Origin of the sequence: Paenibacillus rubinfantis, assembly GCF_001486505.1 — a bacterium.
In the GTDB taxonomy this organism is placed as follows: Bacteria; Bacillota; Bacilli; order Paenibacillales; family Paenibacillaceae; genus Fontibacillus; species Fontibacillus rubinfantis.
Window position 1 is genome coordinate 37,167 of sequence record NZ_LN909063.1, and the last position, 16,305, is coordinate 53,471.

General features: G+C 53.5%; 15 protein-coding genes. 14 read left to right on the forward strand and 1 reads right to left on the reverse strand.

Annotation, left to right across the window (positions count from 1 at the left end):
* Window positions 1-59 precede the first annotated feature (59 nt).
* The 11 genes from BN3277_RS05215 to dnaB all read left to right on the forward strand — a co-directional run bounded on the left by BN3277_RS05215 (window position 60) and on the right by dnaB (window position 11,184).
* A complete protein-coding gene (locus BN3277_RS05215; RefSeq protein ID WP_059041240.1) occupies window positions 60-1,031 on the forward strand; it encodes an ABC transporter permease in 972 nt (323 codons plus the stop codon).
* Window positions 1,028-2,044 carry an ABC transporter permease gene (locus BN3277_RS05220; RefSeq protein WP_059041241.1) on the forward strand — a complete coding sequence of 339 codons (1,017 nt, stop codon included), beginning with the start codon at window positions 1,028-1,030 and terminating at the stop codon, window positions 2,042-2,044. Before BN3277_RS05215 ends, BN3277_RS05220 begins: the two co-directional genes overlap by 4 nt.
* Window positions 2,011-3,042: an ABC transporter ATP-binding protein gene (locus BN3277_RS05225; RefSeq protein WP_059041242.1), complete on the forward strand. Its 1,032-nt coding sequence runs from the start codon at window positions 2,011-2,013 to the stop codon at window positions 3,040-3,042. The genes BN3277_RS05220 and BN3277_RS05225 overlap by 34 nt, the downstream gene beginning before the upstream one ends.
* Window positions 3,036-4,076 carry an ABC transporter ATP-binding protein gene (locus tag BN3277_RS05230; RefSeq protein ID WP_059041243.1) on the forward strand — a complete coding sequence of 347 codons (1,041 nt, stop codon included), beginning with the start codon at window positions 3,036-3,038 and terminating at the stop codon, window positions 4,074-4,076. Before BN3277_RS05225 ends, BN3277_RS05230 begins: the two co-directional genes overlap by 7 nt.
* Window positions 4,077-4,382: 306 nt before the next feature.
* Entirely contained in the window at window positions 4,383-5,459 is a 1,077-nt protein-coding gene (locus BN3277_RS05235; RefSeq protein ID WP_059041244.1) for an LCP family protein, read from the forward strand.
* A gap of 184 nt (window positions 5,460-5,643) precedes the next feature.
* Window positions 5,644-6,069, forward strand: a complete 426-nt coding sequence (locus BN3277_RS05240) for a CBS domain-containing protein (RefSeq protein ID WP_059041788.1) — start codon at window positions 5,644-5,646, stop codon at window positions 6,067-6,069.
* An 88-nt stretch (window positions 6,070-6,157) separates the two neighbouring features.
* On the forward strand, window positions 6,158-6,460 hold the full coding sequence (locus BN3277_RS05245) for a MazG-like family protein (RefSeq protein WP_059041245.1): 303 nt from the start codon (window positions 6,158-6,160) through the stop codon (window positions 6,458-6,460).
* 6 nt (window positions 6,461-6,466) lie between these two features.
* Window positions 6,467-7,387, forward strand: a complete 921-nt coding sequence (locus BN3277_RS05250) for a DUF2232 domain-containing protein (RefSeq protein WP_059041246.1) — start codon at window positions 6,467-6,469, stop codon at window positions 7,385-7,387.
* Between the two features lie 11 nt (window positions 7,388-7,398).
* Window positions 7,399-9,381 carry a DHH family phosphoesterase gene (locus tag BN3277_RS05255; RefSeq protein ID WP_059041247.1) on the forward strand — a complete coding sequence of 661 codons (1,983 nt, stop codon included), beginning with the start codon at window positions 7,399-7,401 and terminating at the stop codon, window positions 9,379-9,381.
* On the forward strand, window positions 9,378-9,821 hold the full coding sequence (gene rplI / locus BN3277_RS05260; protein ID WP_059041248.1) for a 50S ribosomal protein L9: 444 nt from the start codon (window positions 9,378-9,380) through the stop codon (window positions 9,819-9,821). The genes BN3277_RS05255 and rplI overlap by 4 nt, the downstream gene beginning before the upstream one ends.
* A 1-nt stretch (window position 9,822) precedes the next feature.
* The gene (gene dnaB, locus BN3277_RS05265; RefSeq protein WP_059041249.1) at window positions 9,823-11,184 is read left to right on the forward strand and encodes a replicative DNA helicase; all 1,362 of its coding nucleotides are present in this window, start codon (window positions 9,823-9,825) and stop codon (window positions 11,182-11,184) included.
* 125 nt (window positions 11,185-11,309) lie between these two features.
* Here dnaB and BN3277_RS05270 read toward each other — a convergent pair whose 3' ends face one another.
* Window positions 11,310-12,005, reverse strand: a complete 696-nt coding sequence (locus BN3277_RS05270; RefSeq protein WP_059041250.1) for a helix-turn-helix domain-containing protein — start codon at window positions 12,003-12,005, stop codon at window positions 11,310-11,312.
* Between the two features lie 154 nt (window positions 12,006-12,159).
* On the opposite strand from BN3277_RS05270, the gene BN3277_RS05275 reads away from it, so the two are divergent.
* The 3 genes from BN3277_RS05275 to BN3277_RS05285 all read left to right on the forward strand — a co-directional run bounded on the left by BN3277_RS05275 (window position 12,160) and on the right by BN3277_RS05285 (window position 16,163).
* On the forward strand, window positions 12,160-13,656 hold the full coding sequence (locus tag BN3277_RS05275; RefSeq protein WP_059041251.1) for an MDR family MFS transporter: 1,497 nt from the start codon (window positions 12,160-12,162) through the stop codon (window positions 13,654-13,656).
* 322 nt (window positions 13,657-13,978) lie between these two features.
* Window positions 13,979-15,265 (forward strand): adenylosuccinate synthase, encoded by a 1,287-nt coding sequence (locus BN3277_RS05280; RefSeq protein ID WP_059041252.1) that lies wholly within the window; start codon window positions 13,979-13,981, stop codon window positions 15,263-15,265.
* Between the two features lie 175 nt (window positions 15,266-15,440).
* Complete coding sequence (locus BN3277_RS05285; protein ID WP_059041253.1) at window positions 15,441-16,163, forward strand: hypothetical protein; 723 nt, start codon at window positions 15,441-15,443, stop codon at window positions 16,161-16,163.
* Window positions 16,164-16,305 lie beyond the last annotated feature (142 nt).

Genomic DNA, 16,305 nt, shown 5'->3' on the forward strand with positions numbered 1-16,305 from the left:
TTTCAAGGAGAAGAAGCTCTTCCCGGTTTTATACCTATCTTGATGTAGGAGGAAAAACAATGACAGAATATCTGATCCGACGCTTGCTGCAATCGGTTCTGGTCATTTTTTTGATCACCATCGTCACTTTTCTGCTGATCCATGCGGCACCGGGCGGACCGACCCAAGTCATGCTTGCCCCGGGTTTATCGCCGGAAGCGTTCGAGCAGCAAAAGCGTAATATGGGGCTGGATCAACCGATCATCGTGCAATATGTCCGATGGATTGGCGATTTGCTTCAGGGCGATTTAGGACATACGTTCAAGAACCACCTCCCTGTTGGCGATTTGCTGTGGCCGCGGATTGGCAATACGTTAATTCTGATGGGGGCTGCTTGGCTGCTTACCCTCGTAATTGCTCTGCCTTGGGGGATCTACAACAGTACGAAAGAATATGGCTTGTCCGATCAGACGGCTTCCTTCATCTCTTATTTAGGTTTTGCTATGCCGACGTTTTGGTTCGGTATCTTGCTGCAGCAATGGTTATCCCTCGGTCTGGATTGGTTCCCGCTTTCGGACATGCATAGCCGCGGCAAAGAAGGCAGTATCGCCGACTTATTTATGCATTTAGCACTTCCGGTTACGGTGCTTTCTCTTGGTTTTCTTGCTTCCTATATTAAATACGCTCGAGCTAGTATGTTGGAGGTATTGGAGCAAGATTACATCCGTACGGCTCGTGCAAAAGGCGTTAAGGAAAGAAAGGTTGTGTTCCGGCACGCTTTGCGTAATGCACTGATCCCGATCATTACGATATTAGGATTGGATTTGCCGCTGCTTGTGGGTGGTGCAGCCCTCACAGAAAATGTATTTAACTGGCCGGGGATGGGACGTCTATATGTCGAGATGGCAACGGCGCGGGAATACTCCGTGCTGATGGCAATTACGATTGTCACCGCTGTCGTCGTTGTTCTTGGTAGTTTGCTGGCGGACATTCTGTACGCCATTGTCGACCCTCGGGTGAAATTGGGAGGAAAGGGGACGAAGGCCGCATGAGTGATATGAAAGTAACCATATCGCCGAGAACGTCTCCGGGAGCGTTAACTCCTGAACCGAATCAAGCGCCTAATCTTAGAGATTCGACAGCCGCGCTTCCGGCCAAGAAACCGTTAGGCCCTTGGGCTCTGTTATGGAAGAAGTTCTCGCATAATCCCTACGCGATGACCGGGTTAGGGGTGTTGCTGATTTTTATTCTGGCCGCTATATTTGCGCCATGGCTTACCCAATACGATCCGGCAAAGATCGATATGATGTTCCCAAATCTCCCGGCAGGGGCCGAGGGGCATCTGTTGGGTACGGACGAATTGGGGCGTGACGTATTCACGAGGCTTCTATATAGCGCGCGAGTTTCCTTATTAATCGGCTTTTCCGTGGCGCTTGCTTCTGTCGTGATCGGGTCGATTATCGGTGCGCTGTCCGGTTATTTCGGCGGGTGGATCGATACTGTATTTATGCGGATCGTTGATGTGATGAACTCGGTACCTACGTTGTTCCTTAACATCTTGGTCCTTGCCATCTTTGGTTCGGAAATCAAATATATGATTATGATATTGGCATTTACAAGCTGGATGAGCATCGCACGGTTGGTGCGGGGGAACTTCCTTCAATTAAGGGAGATGCAGTACGTGGAGGCCGCTCGCGCCATTGGGGTATCCAATACAGGGATTATTTTCCGCCATTTACTGCGCAACTCGACGTTCCCGATTATCGTCAACGCAACCTTGATGGTTGGTGCGGCGATTCTAAGCGAGTCGGCCTTGTCTTACCTTGGTTTAGGCATACAGCCGCCTGCCACTAGTTGGGGGCTCATGTTAAGTAACGCTCAGGAGTTTATGTTGGTTGATCAAATGCAGGCCGTATACCCTGGCTTGTGTATCTTGATTGTCGTCCTTGCGGTGAACTTTATCGGTGACGGTATCCGCGATGCGCTGGATCCAAGACAGAATATCAACAAATCCCGGAGGAGGCTGGCAAAATGGCGGAGAAACTTCTCGAAATCCGGAAATTGACGGCGGGCTTTTTGACGGAGAATGGGGTTGTGAAGGCCACCGACCGGATTTCGTTATCCATAGACAAGGGACAAACGGTTTGCTTGGTAGGCGAATCGGGAAGCGGGAAAAGCGTCACCTCGCTTGCCATCATGAGGTTGATCGATTATGCCGGCGGAATGGTTATGGAGGGCAATATTACGTTCCGCGGTCAGGATTTAACCACCAAGAAGCAAGAGGAGATGCGACATATCCGCGGCAACCAAGTCGCGATGATCTTCCAGGATCCTATGTCGGCGTTGAACCCGGTGTTTACGGTGGGGGAACAGATCGCCGAAAGCTTGCGGCTGCATCAGAATAAGAACGCGGATGAAGCCTGGAGCATGGCTGTGGACCTGCTGAGGCTCGTCGGCATTCCTGCTCCGGAAATCCGCGCGAAGCAATATCCCCACGAGTTGTCAGGGGGGATGTGTCAAAGGGTCGTCATTGCCATTGCCTTAGCCTGTAATCCGGAGATGTTGATCGCCGACGAACCAACCACCGCGCTGGATGTCACGGTCCAAGCGCAGATCCTCGATCTGCTGCGGAAGCTGCAAGCCGAGCTTGGGATGTCCATCCTGCTGATTACCCATGACATGGGCGTAGCTGCGGAAATGGCAGACCGGGTTGCGGTGATGTATGCGGGAGCGATCGTCGAAGAGGGCCCGGTAGAGGACATCTTCAATCAGCCCAGCCACCCGTATACGGTAGGGTTGCTCCAATCGATCCCGGGATTTGAAGGGGAACGGGGGGGAGAATTGTACACGATCCAGGGAACGATCCCGCCGATCGGTCAGTTGCCTTCCGGCTGCCGGTTTCACCCCCGCTGCCCGCATGCAACGGAAGTTTGCCGGCAGAAGGAACCGCCGGAGTTTATGATCGGGGCAGATCATCGCGCCTCATGTTGGCTCTATGAAGATAAGCCGGTACACATAGGCGATGACCACAGCAGCAGGGAAGAGGTGAAACCCGCATGGTGACGGAAACGGCAAATATAAAGGTAAACCGACCGGGAGCTTCGAAATCAGGGGAGATCTTGGTGGATATCCGCGGGATCAAGAAGTATTTCCCGATTCACAAAGGCCTGTTAAGCCGGGTTGTGGGTCAAGTGAAAGCGGTAGACGACGTATCCTTGGCGATCCGCCAAGGGGAGACCTTTGGATTGGTAGGCGAGTCCGGTTGCGGTAAGTCGACCCTGGGACGCGTTATCCTTCGCCTGCAAGGGGCTACGGAAGGCGAAGTGGTGTATCAAGGCCGGGATATCCATTCTTTACGGGGCCAGGAGCTGCGGAAGCTGCGCGAAGAGATGCAGATTATTTTCCAAGACCCGTTTGGTTCCCTGAATCCGCGATTTTTGGTCAAAGATATCATCGGCGAGCCTTTACGTGTGCATCGCAATCTAACCGCCAAGCAGATTGATGAGCGGGTTGTTGAATTGATGGAATTGGTTGGGCTGGACGCCAGCCGGCGCAATCGCTATCCGCATGAATTCTCCGGCGGGCAGCGTCAGCGGATCGGCATTGCCCGGGCAATAGCGCTGAATCCGAAGTTTATTGTGGCGGATGAAGCTGTGTCGGCACTGGACGTGTCCGTCCAATCGCAGGTCATTAACTTGCTGATGAAGCTGCAGCGAGAGCTCGGATTGACGTTCCTGTTTATCGCTCATGGACTCAACGTCGTCCGGCATATTTCGGATCGGGTTGGCGTCATGTATCTAGGCAAGCTGGTGGAAGTTGGGGAGACGGAGACGTTATTTGCGGAGCCGCTTCATCCGTATACCGCCGCCTTGTTGTCAGCGATTCCGAAGCCGGTACCGGGGCGGAAGCAGGAGCGGATCGTCCTGCAGGGGGATGTTCCCTCCCCGGCAAACCCGCCGTCCGGCTGCCGCTTCCACACCCGCTGTCCGTTTGCCCAGGAGCGTTGCTCCCAAGTCGAACCGCAGTTGGTAGAGGCTGCCCCTGGACGCCAGGTGGCATGTCATTTCCCGCTGCAACCAGGGACTGCGATGGCCTAAACGGCGGGCGGCACAATGCAACTAAGTTTGTAATGATGCAAAGATCATGCAGAGGTCCGATCTCCGAAAGGAGGAGCGGGCCTCTTTCTTTTATTCGTCACACCTTATTTGCATCCGTTCTGGTTCGCTGACCAGCATCTGCATGTGCCGGATTGTTGTACCCGAATTCCCCGATGTGTTATAGTACGAAGCGGTAGAGTTGTTTTTATAGATGAGAGATTAGGTAGAGTAGATCAGTAGATGAGCGGTGAGAACATAGATAAGCAAGGGCAAATCAACCAGACCGGCGATGGAGGCGTAAAATCAATGATCGAACGACAGAAAAGGCAAAAGAGGAAACCAAAGAAGAACCGTAGAAAAATAGCCATCATAACTTTGATCGTCTTGTTGGTGGTTGGGGCAGGGGGATATTTGTTCCGCAAGCCGCTGGCCGTGATGGCCTTTGACTTATTCCTGGCGGGTAAAGTGGAGGCGACGTTAGAACGTTCGTATTCCCCGTTAGAGGAGGAACCAACCCAGCCGGTACAGCCACAGGAAGAGAAGATGAAGCCGTTCAGCACGCTGCTGCTCGGCGTGGATCAGCGCAAGAACGAGACGGCCCGTTCGGATACGATGATCTATGCGGTCGTGCGGCCGGAGGATGCCAAGGTCCTGTTGGTCTCGATCCCTCGCGATACCTACACGGAGATTGTGGGTAAAGATAAGGAAGACAAGATCAATCATGCGTATGCGTTTGGCGGTGCGAAAATGGCCAAAGACACAGTGGAGAACTTCATCGGGTATCCGGTTGATTATTATGCGGCCATCAATTTTCAAGGCGTACGGGATATCGTTGATGAACTGGGTGGCGTGGAGCTGCCGATCACCAAGGATATCGTCAATAAGCAGGCCGACCACGAGAAATTTACGATTAAAGCAGGCAAACCGCTGTATGACGGCACCGAAGCGCTAAACTTCGTCCGTTACCGCGAGGACAGCGATTTTAACCGGACGAAGCGGCACCAGGTGTTCCTGAACGCCATGGTTAACCGGATGTTAAAGCTGAACCAAGTGACAAAAATTCCTGAATTGATGAACCTGATGGGCGATAATTTTAAGACGGACCTGCCGCCAAGCCAAATTATCGATTTGTCCAAGCAAGTGCTGCTGGGCGATGCTTCCCCGCAAATTAGCGGATTTACGATCATGGGCGAAGGAATCCGGATCAATGGCATTTATTACGACAAGGCCAATGAAGAGGATGTGGACTTTGCCAAAGAGATGATCGACAACTGGCTGAACCCGGAGACAGAGGCGTCCGCCCTGATTACACCGGAATCCCGCGATGCCGAGAAGGCAGATTCGGAGCAAAATGGTCCGCAGGAAACGGCGACAAACCCGTGATCGTAAGAATGAGTCATCTTGGGGCATCATACTTTAGATTAACCCGCTTTTATAGATTTATTTCTGACCTCGGCAGTCCGGTGTTCCGGCTGCCGATTTCACGCAGCTCGTCCCGGAACATATCCCGTTTCGAAACGTATCAAATAGGGGAGTCTGAATGAAGGATGAGGAGGATTTTGTTCTCATGAATATAGCGTTTTTTTTGCTTCCGAAAAATGACGTGGTGGCGGTGACCCTGGATTCCACTCTACGGCAGACGTTGGAGCGGATGGAGTTTCACCGCTATACGGCGGTGCCGATCATCGATCACGATGGGGCGTATGTCGGCACGGTTACGGAAGGCGATCTGTTATGGCACATGAAAAACTCGAACGGCAAAATTAATTTTGAGACCGCTTCAAAATTTCTGCTGAAGGACGTTCCGCTTAAGATGGACATCAAGCCCGTGCGGATCGACGCGGATATGGAGGACCTGATTAATCTGGCCAAGGTGCAGAACTTCGTGCCCGTGGTGGATGACCGGGGGCGATTCATCGGGATCGTTCGGCGCAGCCAGATCATCGAATATTGCGAAAAGTTCGTGACCCGAAATGCGGCACAAACCCAATAAATCCTAAAGGTTTGCGTCTTTTGTCGCGATTGCATTATGCTATAATGAAGAATAAAGCTTTTTTCGGGGAGGGTGGAAGCTGTCCGCCATGCAAAAGGAAATGGATGTGGCCAAACGTGCCAAGGTGATTGAATGGCTCAAAACGGAAGTAGTCGATCACGTATCCCGTTTGTTTAAGGCATTATGGGAAGGCAGCACGACACGGGTAACGGACAGTCTTGCCAGCTTGATCGTCAGCAGTTATATTTTGGGGCGGAGACTAGGCGTTTCCTATCGGGATATGGATGACAGCATCTTGGAAAAACTAAGAAAACATAAGCAGGAGGGTCACCAGCTCGAGGATTGGTATCAAGATATTTCTACCCTGGAAGAACATATGCGTAAGAGGTGAACCCATTTGAAGTTACGCTGGACATCGGTGGCCTGGAGCGCCGCATATTTGCTGCTTCTGTTGTCACTTGCAACTCCGCTTACCGTGATAACGATGTTTTTTCTGATCGTGCCGGGTATCTTGCTGTACACGACTTTATCGACAAGGGTGTTTCTCGTGCACGTGGCGGTGGTCTGGCTGGCGGCTTCGCTGATCTTCGGACCGGTTATTCTGCTGCAGGCCCTGTATTTCATTATCCCTTCGATTGTCATGGGCTATTTATATAAGAAGAGAGGCCCAGCTTTCCGTACGATGATGGCGGGAGCGGGCACCATTCTGCTGGAATTTTTGCTGATCCTTCTGATCAGCACGGTCTTCTTCGACTTCAATCTGGCTTCCGCGATCGAGGAACTGGTGAATTCGGCGATGGCTCCGTTTACGAATGTCGCTGACAGCTCGCTGGCCGGAGGTCTCGTGTGGTCGCCGGAGATGAGCCAGCAATTCTCCAGCCTGACGGTACGGATGATTCCGTTTACGATGATCGTCTGCTCGCTTGTGATTGCCGCGGTAGCCCATGCGATCTCCCGGCCTACATTATCGAGCTTGGGGCATGCGGTGCCGAAGCTGCCGCTGGTACGCGATTGGCGTCTGCCGCGCTCGTTGATTTGGTATTATCTCATCGGCGTGCTGCTGCAGTGGTTCGGAGGAGAGGCGGTATCGCAGGGGTTCATGGGCACGATACTGCTGAATCTGATGCCGCTGTTGCAATTTCTCTTTATGGTGCAAACGGCAAGTTTCTTCTTCTTTGCGGCCTATCACCGCAAGTGGAATCCGGTGATTCCGATTCTGCTTATCGTGGCGATGCTGTTTATTCCACCGCTGCGGATCGTGGGGATTCTGGACATTGCGTTTCCGCTGCGGGACATGATTACGAGATCAAGACGATAGGGTGAGAAGGCATGCCTAATATTCTGCAAAAACGTTGGTACGGGTACCAAACCGTATGGATGTTCATGCTTCAATTGCTGCTCGTCATCTTCATCTCCTACTTTAACTGGATTTTGGGGCTGATTTGCTTATGTCTCGTTGGTGTGTTGACTTACAGCATGCTGCGGGCGGAGCGGCAGTTCCGGAAAGAGCTGGTCCGCTATGTGACCGACCTGAACTACCGGATCAAGCGGGTGGAGGGCGAGGCGGTCGGCAAGCTGCCGTTTGGTCTGATGCTGTTCAGCGAGGAGCGGACGGTCGAATGGCATAATCATTTCGTAGCCGGGATGTACGGCAAAGATTCCGTGGTGGGTCTGCCGTTGTCCGAGCTGCTGCCCCAGCTTCCGGCGCTTAGCCGCGACAAGAAGGACGGAAGCGGCGCCCGGACCACCGTGGAAATGATGGTGGGGGATCGTTACTACGAGCTGACCATCGACGCCAACGAGCGGCTGATTTACATCCACGATATGACAGAGCTGGCGGTGCTGCGCACCCGATACGAAGACGAACGGGCTGCGCTGGGCATCGTGCTGCTGGACAATCTGGATGAAGCCACCCAGGGCATGGACGACCAGCAGCGGACCGCCTTGATCGCCCGCGTAGCGACGGCGATCACGGAATGGGCCAAACAGTACCGCGTGTACCTGCGGCGGCTGTCCTCCGAGCGATATCTGATGATTCTGAATCAGAAATCGCTGGACGAACTCGAGCAAAGCCGGTTCGTCATTCTGGATGAGGTCCGCGAAATGACCGCGGACCTGAAGGTGCCGATTACGCTGAGCATCGGCCTCGCTTTTGGTGCCGAGCGCTTTAGCGAGCTGGGCGAACTCGCCCAGTCCAGCTTGGATATGGCGCTCGGCCGCGGGGGGGACCAGGCCGCCGTCAAGGCCGGTCAGCGGTTGTCCTTCTATGGCGGCAAATCCGGCGCCATAGAGAAGCGGACGCGCGTCCGCGCCCGCGTCATCGCGCATGCCTTGCGCGATTTGATGCAGGAGAGCGACCGCGTCATTATCATGGGCCATCGCGTACCGGACCTCGACGTGATCGGCGCCTCCATCGGCGTGCTGAAGGCCGCCGATATGTACAAGGTCGAGGCCCACGTCGTGCTGGATGGCCCGAACCCGGCGATCGATCGCCTGATGGATCGCATCGGCAAAGAGGAGGCCCTGCTCCGGCGGTTTATCTCACCGGAGCAGGCCATGAACTTGATGACCGAGCACACGCTGCTCGTGCTCGTTGATACGCATAAGGCCTCCATCACGATGGAGCCTCGGCTGGTCGAGGAAGCCAGCCGCGTCGTCATCGTGGACCACCACCGCCGCGGCGAGGAATTCGTAGCCGATGCGGTGCTGGTCTACCTGGAGCCTTATGCCTCCTCAGCCTGCGAGCTCGTCACCGAGCTGCTGCAGTACATTCACGAGAAGGTGGAGCTCAGCCCGCTGGAGGCGACGACGCTGCTCGCGGGTATCACCGTCGATACGAAGCATTTCGCGCTCCATACCGGTTCGCGGACGTTTGAAGCCGCGGCGTTCCTCCGCCGCAATGGGGCGGACACGGTGATGGTGCAGCGATTGCTGAAGGAAGACCTGCAAGAGTACATCGCCAAGGCCGACATCATCAAGCATGCCCGTATGATCCATGGGCATATCGCCTTGGCGGTGACGGAGCCCAACCGCAAGATCCCGCAGCTGTTGATTGCCCAAGTGGCGGATACGCTGCTAAATATGACGGGCGTGCTCGCCTCGTTCGTCATCAGCGAGCGGCCGGACGGTCTGATTGGAATCAGCGCCCGTTCGCTTGGGAGCATGAACGTGCAGGTAGTCATGGAGCGGCTTGGCGGCGGGGGACATTTGACCAATGCCGCGGTTCAGTTGGAAGGAACCCAGGCGGAAGCGGAGAAACGACTGCTCGCCGTCCTGGATGAAATAGAGAAGGAAGAGGGGTTATTCGAATGAAAGTAATCTTTTTGAAGGATGTCAAAGGCCAAGGGAAAAAAGGGGAAATCAAAGAGGTATCCGAAGGGTATGCACAAAACTTCCTGATGCCGCGCGGTTTGGTTCGCCCGGCAACGGAGGGCAACGTGAAGACGCTGGAGCAGCAAACGGCATCCGAGCTGAAGCGCAAAGCCCAAGAGAAGGAAGATGCCATCCAGCTCGGCAAGAAGCTGGAGGAAATGACCGTCCAGTTGAAAGCCAAAGCCGGCGAGGGCGGCCGCTTGTTTGGTGCGATTACGAGCAAGCAAGTTGCAGAGGCGCTGGAAAAAGCCGGCGTGAAGCTGGATAAGCGTAAAATCGAAATGCATGATCCGATCCGGACGCTGGGCGTAACCCAGGTGCCGGTAAAACTTCACCCCGAAGTGAAATCGACGCTTAAGGTTCACGTCACGGAGGAATAAGATGAGCGGAGATCTGTTTTTTGACCGGATCCCCCCGCAAAATTTAGAAGCCGAGCAGGCGGTACTGGGGGCCGTCCTGTTGCAATCGGAAGCGCTCATTTCCGCGATGGAGCGGGTGCGGACCGAGGATTTTTATGACAAGCCCCATCAATTGATCTTTGAAGCGATGGTTCAACTGGGCGAGGAAGGCAAGCCGATCGACCTCGTCACGCTAACCGCCAAGCTGAAGGATCGCGGCGAGCTCGAGGAGATCGGCGGCGTCAGTTATTTGGCCAAGCTGGCTCATGCGGTGCCGACGGCGGCCAACGTGGATTATTACGCGCGGATTATCGAAGAGAAATCGATGCTGCGGCGGTTGATCCGCACGGCGACGCAAATCGTCAGCGACGGCTATACCGGCGGCGAAGACGTGGCCGATATGCTCAGCGATGCCGAGCGGCGCATTTTGGAGATTTCCAACCGCCGTTCGGGCAGCGGGTTCATTGCGATTCGCGACGTGCTGATGGAAGTGTTTGATCGCGTCGAGACGCTGCATCAGAATCGCGGAACGACCACCGGGATCCCGTCGGGGTTCGTAGATTTGGACCGAATGACGGCGGGATTCCAGCGCAGTGACTTGATTATCGTCGCCGCACGGCCTTCCGTAGGTAAAACGGCGTTTGCCCTGAATATCGCGCAGAACGTCGCGGTGCGCGCCAAAGAGACCGTGGCGATCTTCAGTCTGGAGATGTCCGCGGCCCAGCTGGTACAGCGGATGATCTGCGCCGAGGCCAACCTCGACGCCAGCGTCATGCGGACGGGGGACTTCAAGAGCGATGACGATTGGTCGAAGCTGACGATGGGCATTGCCGCCTTGTCGGAAGCGGAGATTTATATCGATGATACCCCGGGGATCACGGTGGCAGACATCCGGGCGAAATGCCGCCGGCTCAAGAAGGAACGCGGCCTGGGCATGATCGTGATCGACTACCTGCAGCTGATTCAAGGCCGGGGCAAGCCCGGCGAGAACCGGCAGCAGGAGGTCTCGGAGATATCCCGTACGCTGAAGCAAATCGGCCGGGAGCTGGAAGTGCCGGTCATCGCCTTGTCTCAGTTAAGCCGGGGCGTCGAGCAGCGGCAGGACAAGCGTCCGATGATGTCCGACCTTCGGGAATCCGGTTCCATCGAGCAGGATGCCGATATCGTGGCGTTTCTGTACCGGGACGATTACTATAACCAGGAGACGGAGAAGAAGAACATCATTGAGATCATCATCGCCAAGCAGCGGAATGGCCCAGTGGGTACCGTTGAGCTCGTTTTCTTGAAGAACTTCAACAAGTTTGCCAATTATGAGCGGGCGCATGCGGATGCGTTTGCCGGTTAGGCGGTAAAGAACTGCTATATGGATTTAAGGTATCATCTCATACGAATTGAAAGGGCCCACGGATGCCGTGGACCCTTTTTTTGTATGTTCGGAAAGGCTACTCCCATCTCAATCGTATCTAACAATCATCTGTTGTGCTCCGCAAAGAATACGACCTGCAGCAGATCTTTGGCCTTGCTGAGATTGGCCGTATCTAACTGATGAAGCATGTCCATCAGATCCCGTATCGGATCCTCTTGTGCAGCTTGCCTCATGTCCATTGCCTCAGGCGGATTCTCCGCAGCGGGGGGGTGATCATCCTTGATGGACGTTAGATCCTCTTTCACTAACGATGTATTTAGGATATCGCTTTGCACCTGGGCGAGAAAGGTCAATTGTTCCGGGGTATACCTATTTAATAAGGCATGAACGTTCATATCGACGTGCCGATGCAGCGCTTGATGAACTTTGGATACTTCCTTTCCCAAGGAAGTGGTGCGAAACATAATCTTTTTCTTATTGTCCGGCAGATACTCCATTTGAATCACATGCTCTTGGACCAGCTTTCTCGTAATTTTCGAAACGCTCCCCCGGGGAATTCCCAAATGCGAGGCAATGCGAATCCCGTTGACCGGCTCCAGCGCAACGATTGCGTCTATGACATGGAGCATCATCATCGTTGCACGTTTCAGGAAGGAGATCACGGCTGGGTTATCCGTTTGCTGAAGCATCCAACTTCGCTCTTCATCCACGCCCTCCGATTGGAATCGCCTCTGTAATTTGTCGGTCATTCCCATAATCTGAACAATTAATTCATCTTTGTATAATGTTGATCGTTTCATGAACGAATCTCCCTTAGTGATTTACTGTACTTAGTATATCACAGGAAAGATTCCTGGAAACATGTTTGACGAGGAGGAAACAAGAGTGTATATTGATTCCTGTAAACATATATGTTTCCAGTAAACAAAATGAGGTGAAGGGGAGAACAAGGGAATGACTTTGGTGAAAAACAAGAAAAGCTTTATGTTAATTGGTGTATTTACCGGCTTGATCTTTGCCGAGCTGGATGAAACCGTCGTTTCGACGGCCATGCCAAGCATTATTCGGCAGCTGCATGGACTAGCGTTCTATGGTTGGGTTCCCGGCATTTATATGCTTGCGGCCTCCATGTTCATGCCGATTCTGGGGAAGCTCGCCGATATCTATGGACGCAAACGCGTTTACCTATATTGCATGGGACTATTCATTCTGGGATCGCTTATTAGTGGAATGGCGCCCTCCATCGGAGTGCTGCTGGCAGGGCGTGGCATTCAGGGCATCGGAGCCGGCGGACTGATGCCGATTGCCCTTGCGATGATCGGCGATGCTTACCCGTTGGAACAACGGGCCAGAATCCAGAGCCTGATCGGGCCGCTCCTCATCCTGCCCCAGCTGCTGGGTCCAACCGTTGGCGGCTATTTCGTAGAACATATCAGCTGGCACTGGGTATTTTTGATCAATATCCCCGTTGGGGTGCTTGCGGCAATGCTGCTGTCCTTTGGGGTGCGCGAATCCCGCAGTGACGAAAGCAGAAAAATTGACTGGGCGGGAGCCGCTACACTTGTGCTCGCTCTCCTGTCCTTGTTATTAACTCCGATCCTCGTCGACAATCAAGGATTTACATGGTCGTCCCCGGTGATCCTCGGACTGCTTGTGTTGTCTGGGCTATTGATCGCTTGGTTTGTCCGCATCGAATCGAAAGCCGAGGAACCGATTATTCCGCTGCATTTATTCCGGAACCGCAACTTGGTGGTGATGTCGCTGCTTGTATTCATTTTGATGCTTGGAGCCATGGGGAGCACCTCCGCTTTTCCGCTTTTTGCCCAAAATGTGATGGGACTAACGCCAACAGAGGCCGGGTATTTGATGCTCGCTTTTATGGCAGGGGTGGTACCCTCTAGCCTTCTGAACGGGTTCCTGATAACCAAGCTTCCTTACCGGTATTTATTCATCATCTGTTTTACGCTTCCAATCATCAGCTTCTTCCTGCTGTCAAAGATCGGGATCACCACGACCGTGGTGTACGTCATTCTCACGTTCTTCGTTCTTGGGATCGGGTTTGGAGCGCTGTTTGGCGCCGATAATCTGATCGTGCAGGAATCGGTTGAAAAAGAACACAGCGGCATTGCCCTCGGGACAGTGCAGCTGTTTCAATCTCTCGGAACGACGATTGGGCTCAGCGTGTTTGGCAGCTTGCTCGCCCGGCAAATCAAAGGTGGGGTTACCGCGCTTACCGACCAGTTTTCGAGTGATACGCTAGGTCAAATCGCAAGCGGCGGGATTCCCCAAGGCTTGAACCCGGAGTTGCTGAACCAAGTGCAGACGGTATTTGTTAGTGCCTTTCAGCATATTTTCGCTATATCCCTTTGGTTTATCGTCGCGGCCTTTTTTGTCTGCTGGTTTCTGAAGAAGGAGGTTTTAGCAAAAAAAGAATCCGAATCCGCCGCGTGACGATGATTAGAGCTGCAAAAAAGCAATGAATTTGAGGTTCAAAGCGCATACCCGCAGTAATTCCGAACATTTGTAAAATAGCACCGGACAATCGTTCGCTTTTTAATTTGACTTTAAAAATAGAGACTGTTAAACTGGTATTGCTGCGTTAAAGCGATAGATCAGTCAGTCGCAGGTTGACGGCAGCGGCGTGTTTGTTAGCGCGTACAACAAGATGAAGTGTCGGATCAGCCTAGGGGTTGCATATGCAGGATGCAATCGGAGGGCTGTCTTTTGCAATGTTCAAATACAGGTGCTTGACGCACCAAGCGGGGGAATGTACATGTCAACGGTAGTCGTTGTAGGAACGCAATGGGGAGACGAAGGTAAAGGTAAAATCACGGATTTCTTGGCGGAAAGCGCCGATGTGGTGGCCCGTTATCAAGGCGGCAACAACGCCGGTCACACCATTCTTATCGACGGCAAGAAGTACAAACTCACCTTGATTCCGTCAGGCATCTTTAACCAAAATAAACGTTGTGTCATCGGTAATGGGGTTGTCATCAATCCAGCCGCGTTGATCGAAGAGATCAAATATGTGGAGGAGAACGGGTTTAGCGCGAAAAATCTGGTGATCAGCGATCGCGCTCACGTGATTCTGCCGTATCATTTGGTATTGGACGCTTTGGAGGAAGAGCGCAAGGGCGAGAACAAGATCGGGACGACCAAGAAGGGGATCGGGCCGGCCTATATGGATAAAGCCTCTCGCAGCGGGATTCGGATCGCTGATTTGATGGATGCGGAGGAGTTCGAGACGAAGCTGCGTCAGATCATGAAGGAGAAAAATCATCTGATCGAGACCGTTTATGGCGGGCAGCCGCTCGACGTGGAGGAAGTGCTGCAACAATATCTGGAATACGCGGAATTTATTCGTCCGTACGTAGCGGATACGTCGGTGATTTTGAACGAAGCGATTGATGCGGGCGAGAAGGTGCTGTTCGAAGGTGCGCAAGGTGTCATGCTCGACATCGACCAAGGGACATATCCATACGTCACCTCGTCCAACCCGTCGGCTGGCGGGGTCTGCAACGGCAGCGGCGTAGGACCTACGAAAATTCACCAAATCATCGGCGTGGCCAAAGCGTATACGACACGTGTCGGTGATGGTCCGTTCCCAACTGAGTTGTTTGACGAAGTTGGCGACCTGATCCGCGAGACCGGTCATGAGTACGGCACCGTGACCGGACGTCCGCGCCGGGTGGGCTGGTTCGATAGCGTGGTGGTCCGCCATACGCGCCGTGTCAGCGGGTTGACCGGGCTGTCGCTGAATTCCCTGGATGTGCTGACCGGTCTCAAAACCGTAAAAATCTGCACCGGTTATAAGTACCGCGGTGAGATCATCACGCACTACCCGGCCAGCCTGAAAATGCTCGCGGAATGCGAAGCGGTGTACGAGGAAATGCCGGGCTGGACGGAGGATATCTCCGGTGCGAAGACGCTGGAGGATCTCCCGGAAACGACCCGTAATTACGTTCGGCGCGTGTCTGAGTTGACCGGCGTTCCGATTGCGATTTTCTCGGTCGGCCGCAACCGCAGCCAAACGAACCAGGTGCTGCCGATCTACGAATAAGAAACAAAAGGATAGACTATGAGGCTATCACTGAGCCGCCGATAGAGGATGGGAACATCGCTCTGCCGGCGGTTTCTTTTTCTAGTTTTAGCTCCTAGCTAAGGTTGAAATCGGGTTTCGCCGTCCATACTGGAGGTTGAGAGACTAGATTCTTAGGCAGTAGGAGGACAAAGCGATGAAATGGCTCGGATGGATCTTGAAATTAGTCGTAACGATCGTAGCGGTTAGCCTATTGACCGTTGCCACGACGGGATACATCGTTAATTCGTACATCCAAACGTTATTGAGCAGCTACAATCTGCCTATAACCGCGCAGGCTCCTGGTATCGGCGGGATTATGAAGGGGATGCTGGGGTTTGGCGGGACCGGAGGGGGTACCGATCAAGCGGAAGGAGAAACCGATACCGATTCGAGCGGCAGCGGTACAGGCAAGTCCGATACAGGCAAATCCGGCACGGTCGATACCGGCTCGGGGAAGACAGATCCATCAGGCGATGGGCAGAGCAACAACGGTAGCCCGAAGGATCCGACGACGGAGACGAACGGAAGTCCGACCGGCGGTACCAACACAGATGCCAACGGAACGGAGGCCGACGCGCCGGAAGATGCCTTGCCGGTGATGGGCGGAATGAATGCGGGAGATGCGTTGGGCGAAGACCAGCAGGTGGTGGTGACGCCGGACGATCTCGTTGCAAAGAAGGATGAGCTGCCCGATCAGCAGAAAGAGGAGATTTTTGCGATTCTCATGAAGAAGTTGCCGCAGGAGGATATGCAAAAGTTGACCGTGGCCCTGGAGGGCGGATTGACGGAAATCGAAATGATTAACATCGAGCAAATTCTGTCAAAACATTTAGATAAAACGGAGTATTCCAAGGTGATGGAGCTGTTAAAAAAATAATCGCTTCATCCCCTGTCAAAAGGGAATGTCAGCGCTAACATTCACAGGATTGTAAATTAAAAAAAGCGGTTACACCGCCGCTAAAACCGTGAGGACCCGCTTATTCAGCGGGTTGTTTGCATTTGGGACCAAAGTTGAAATT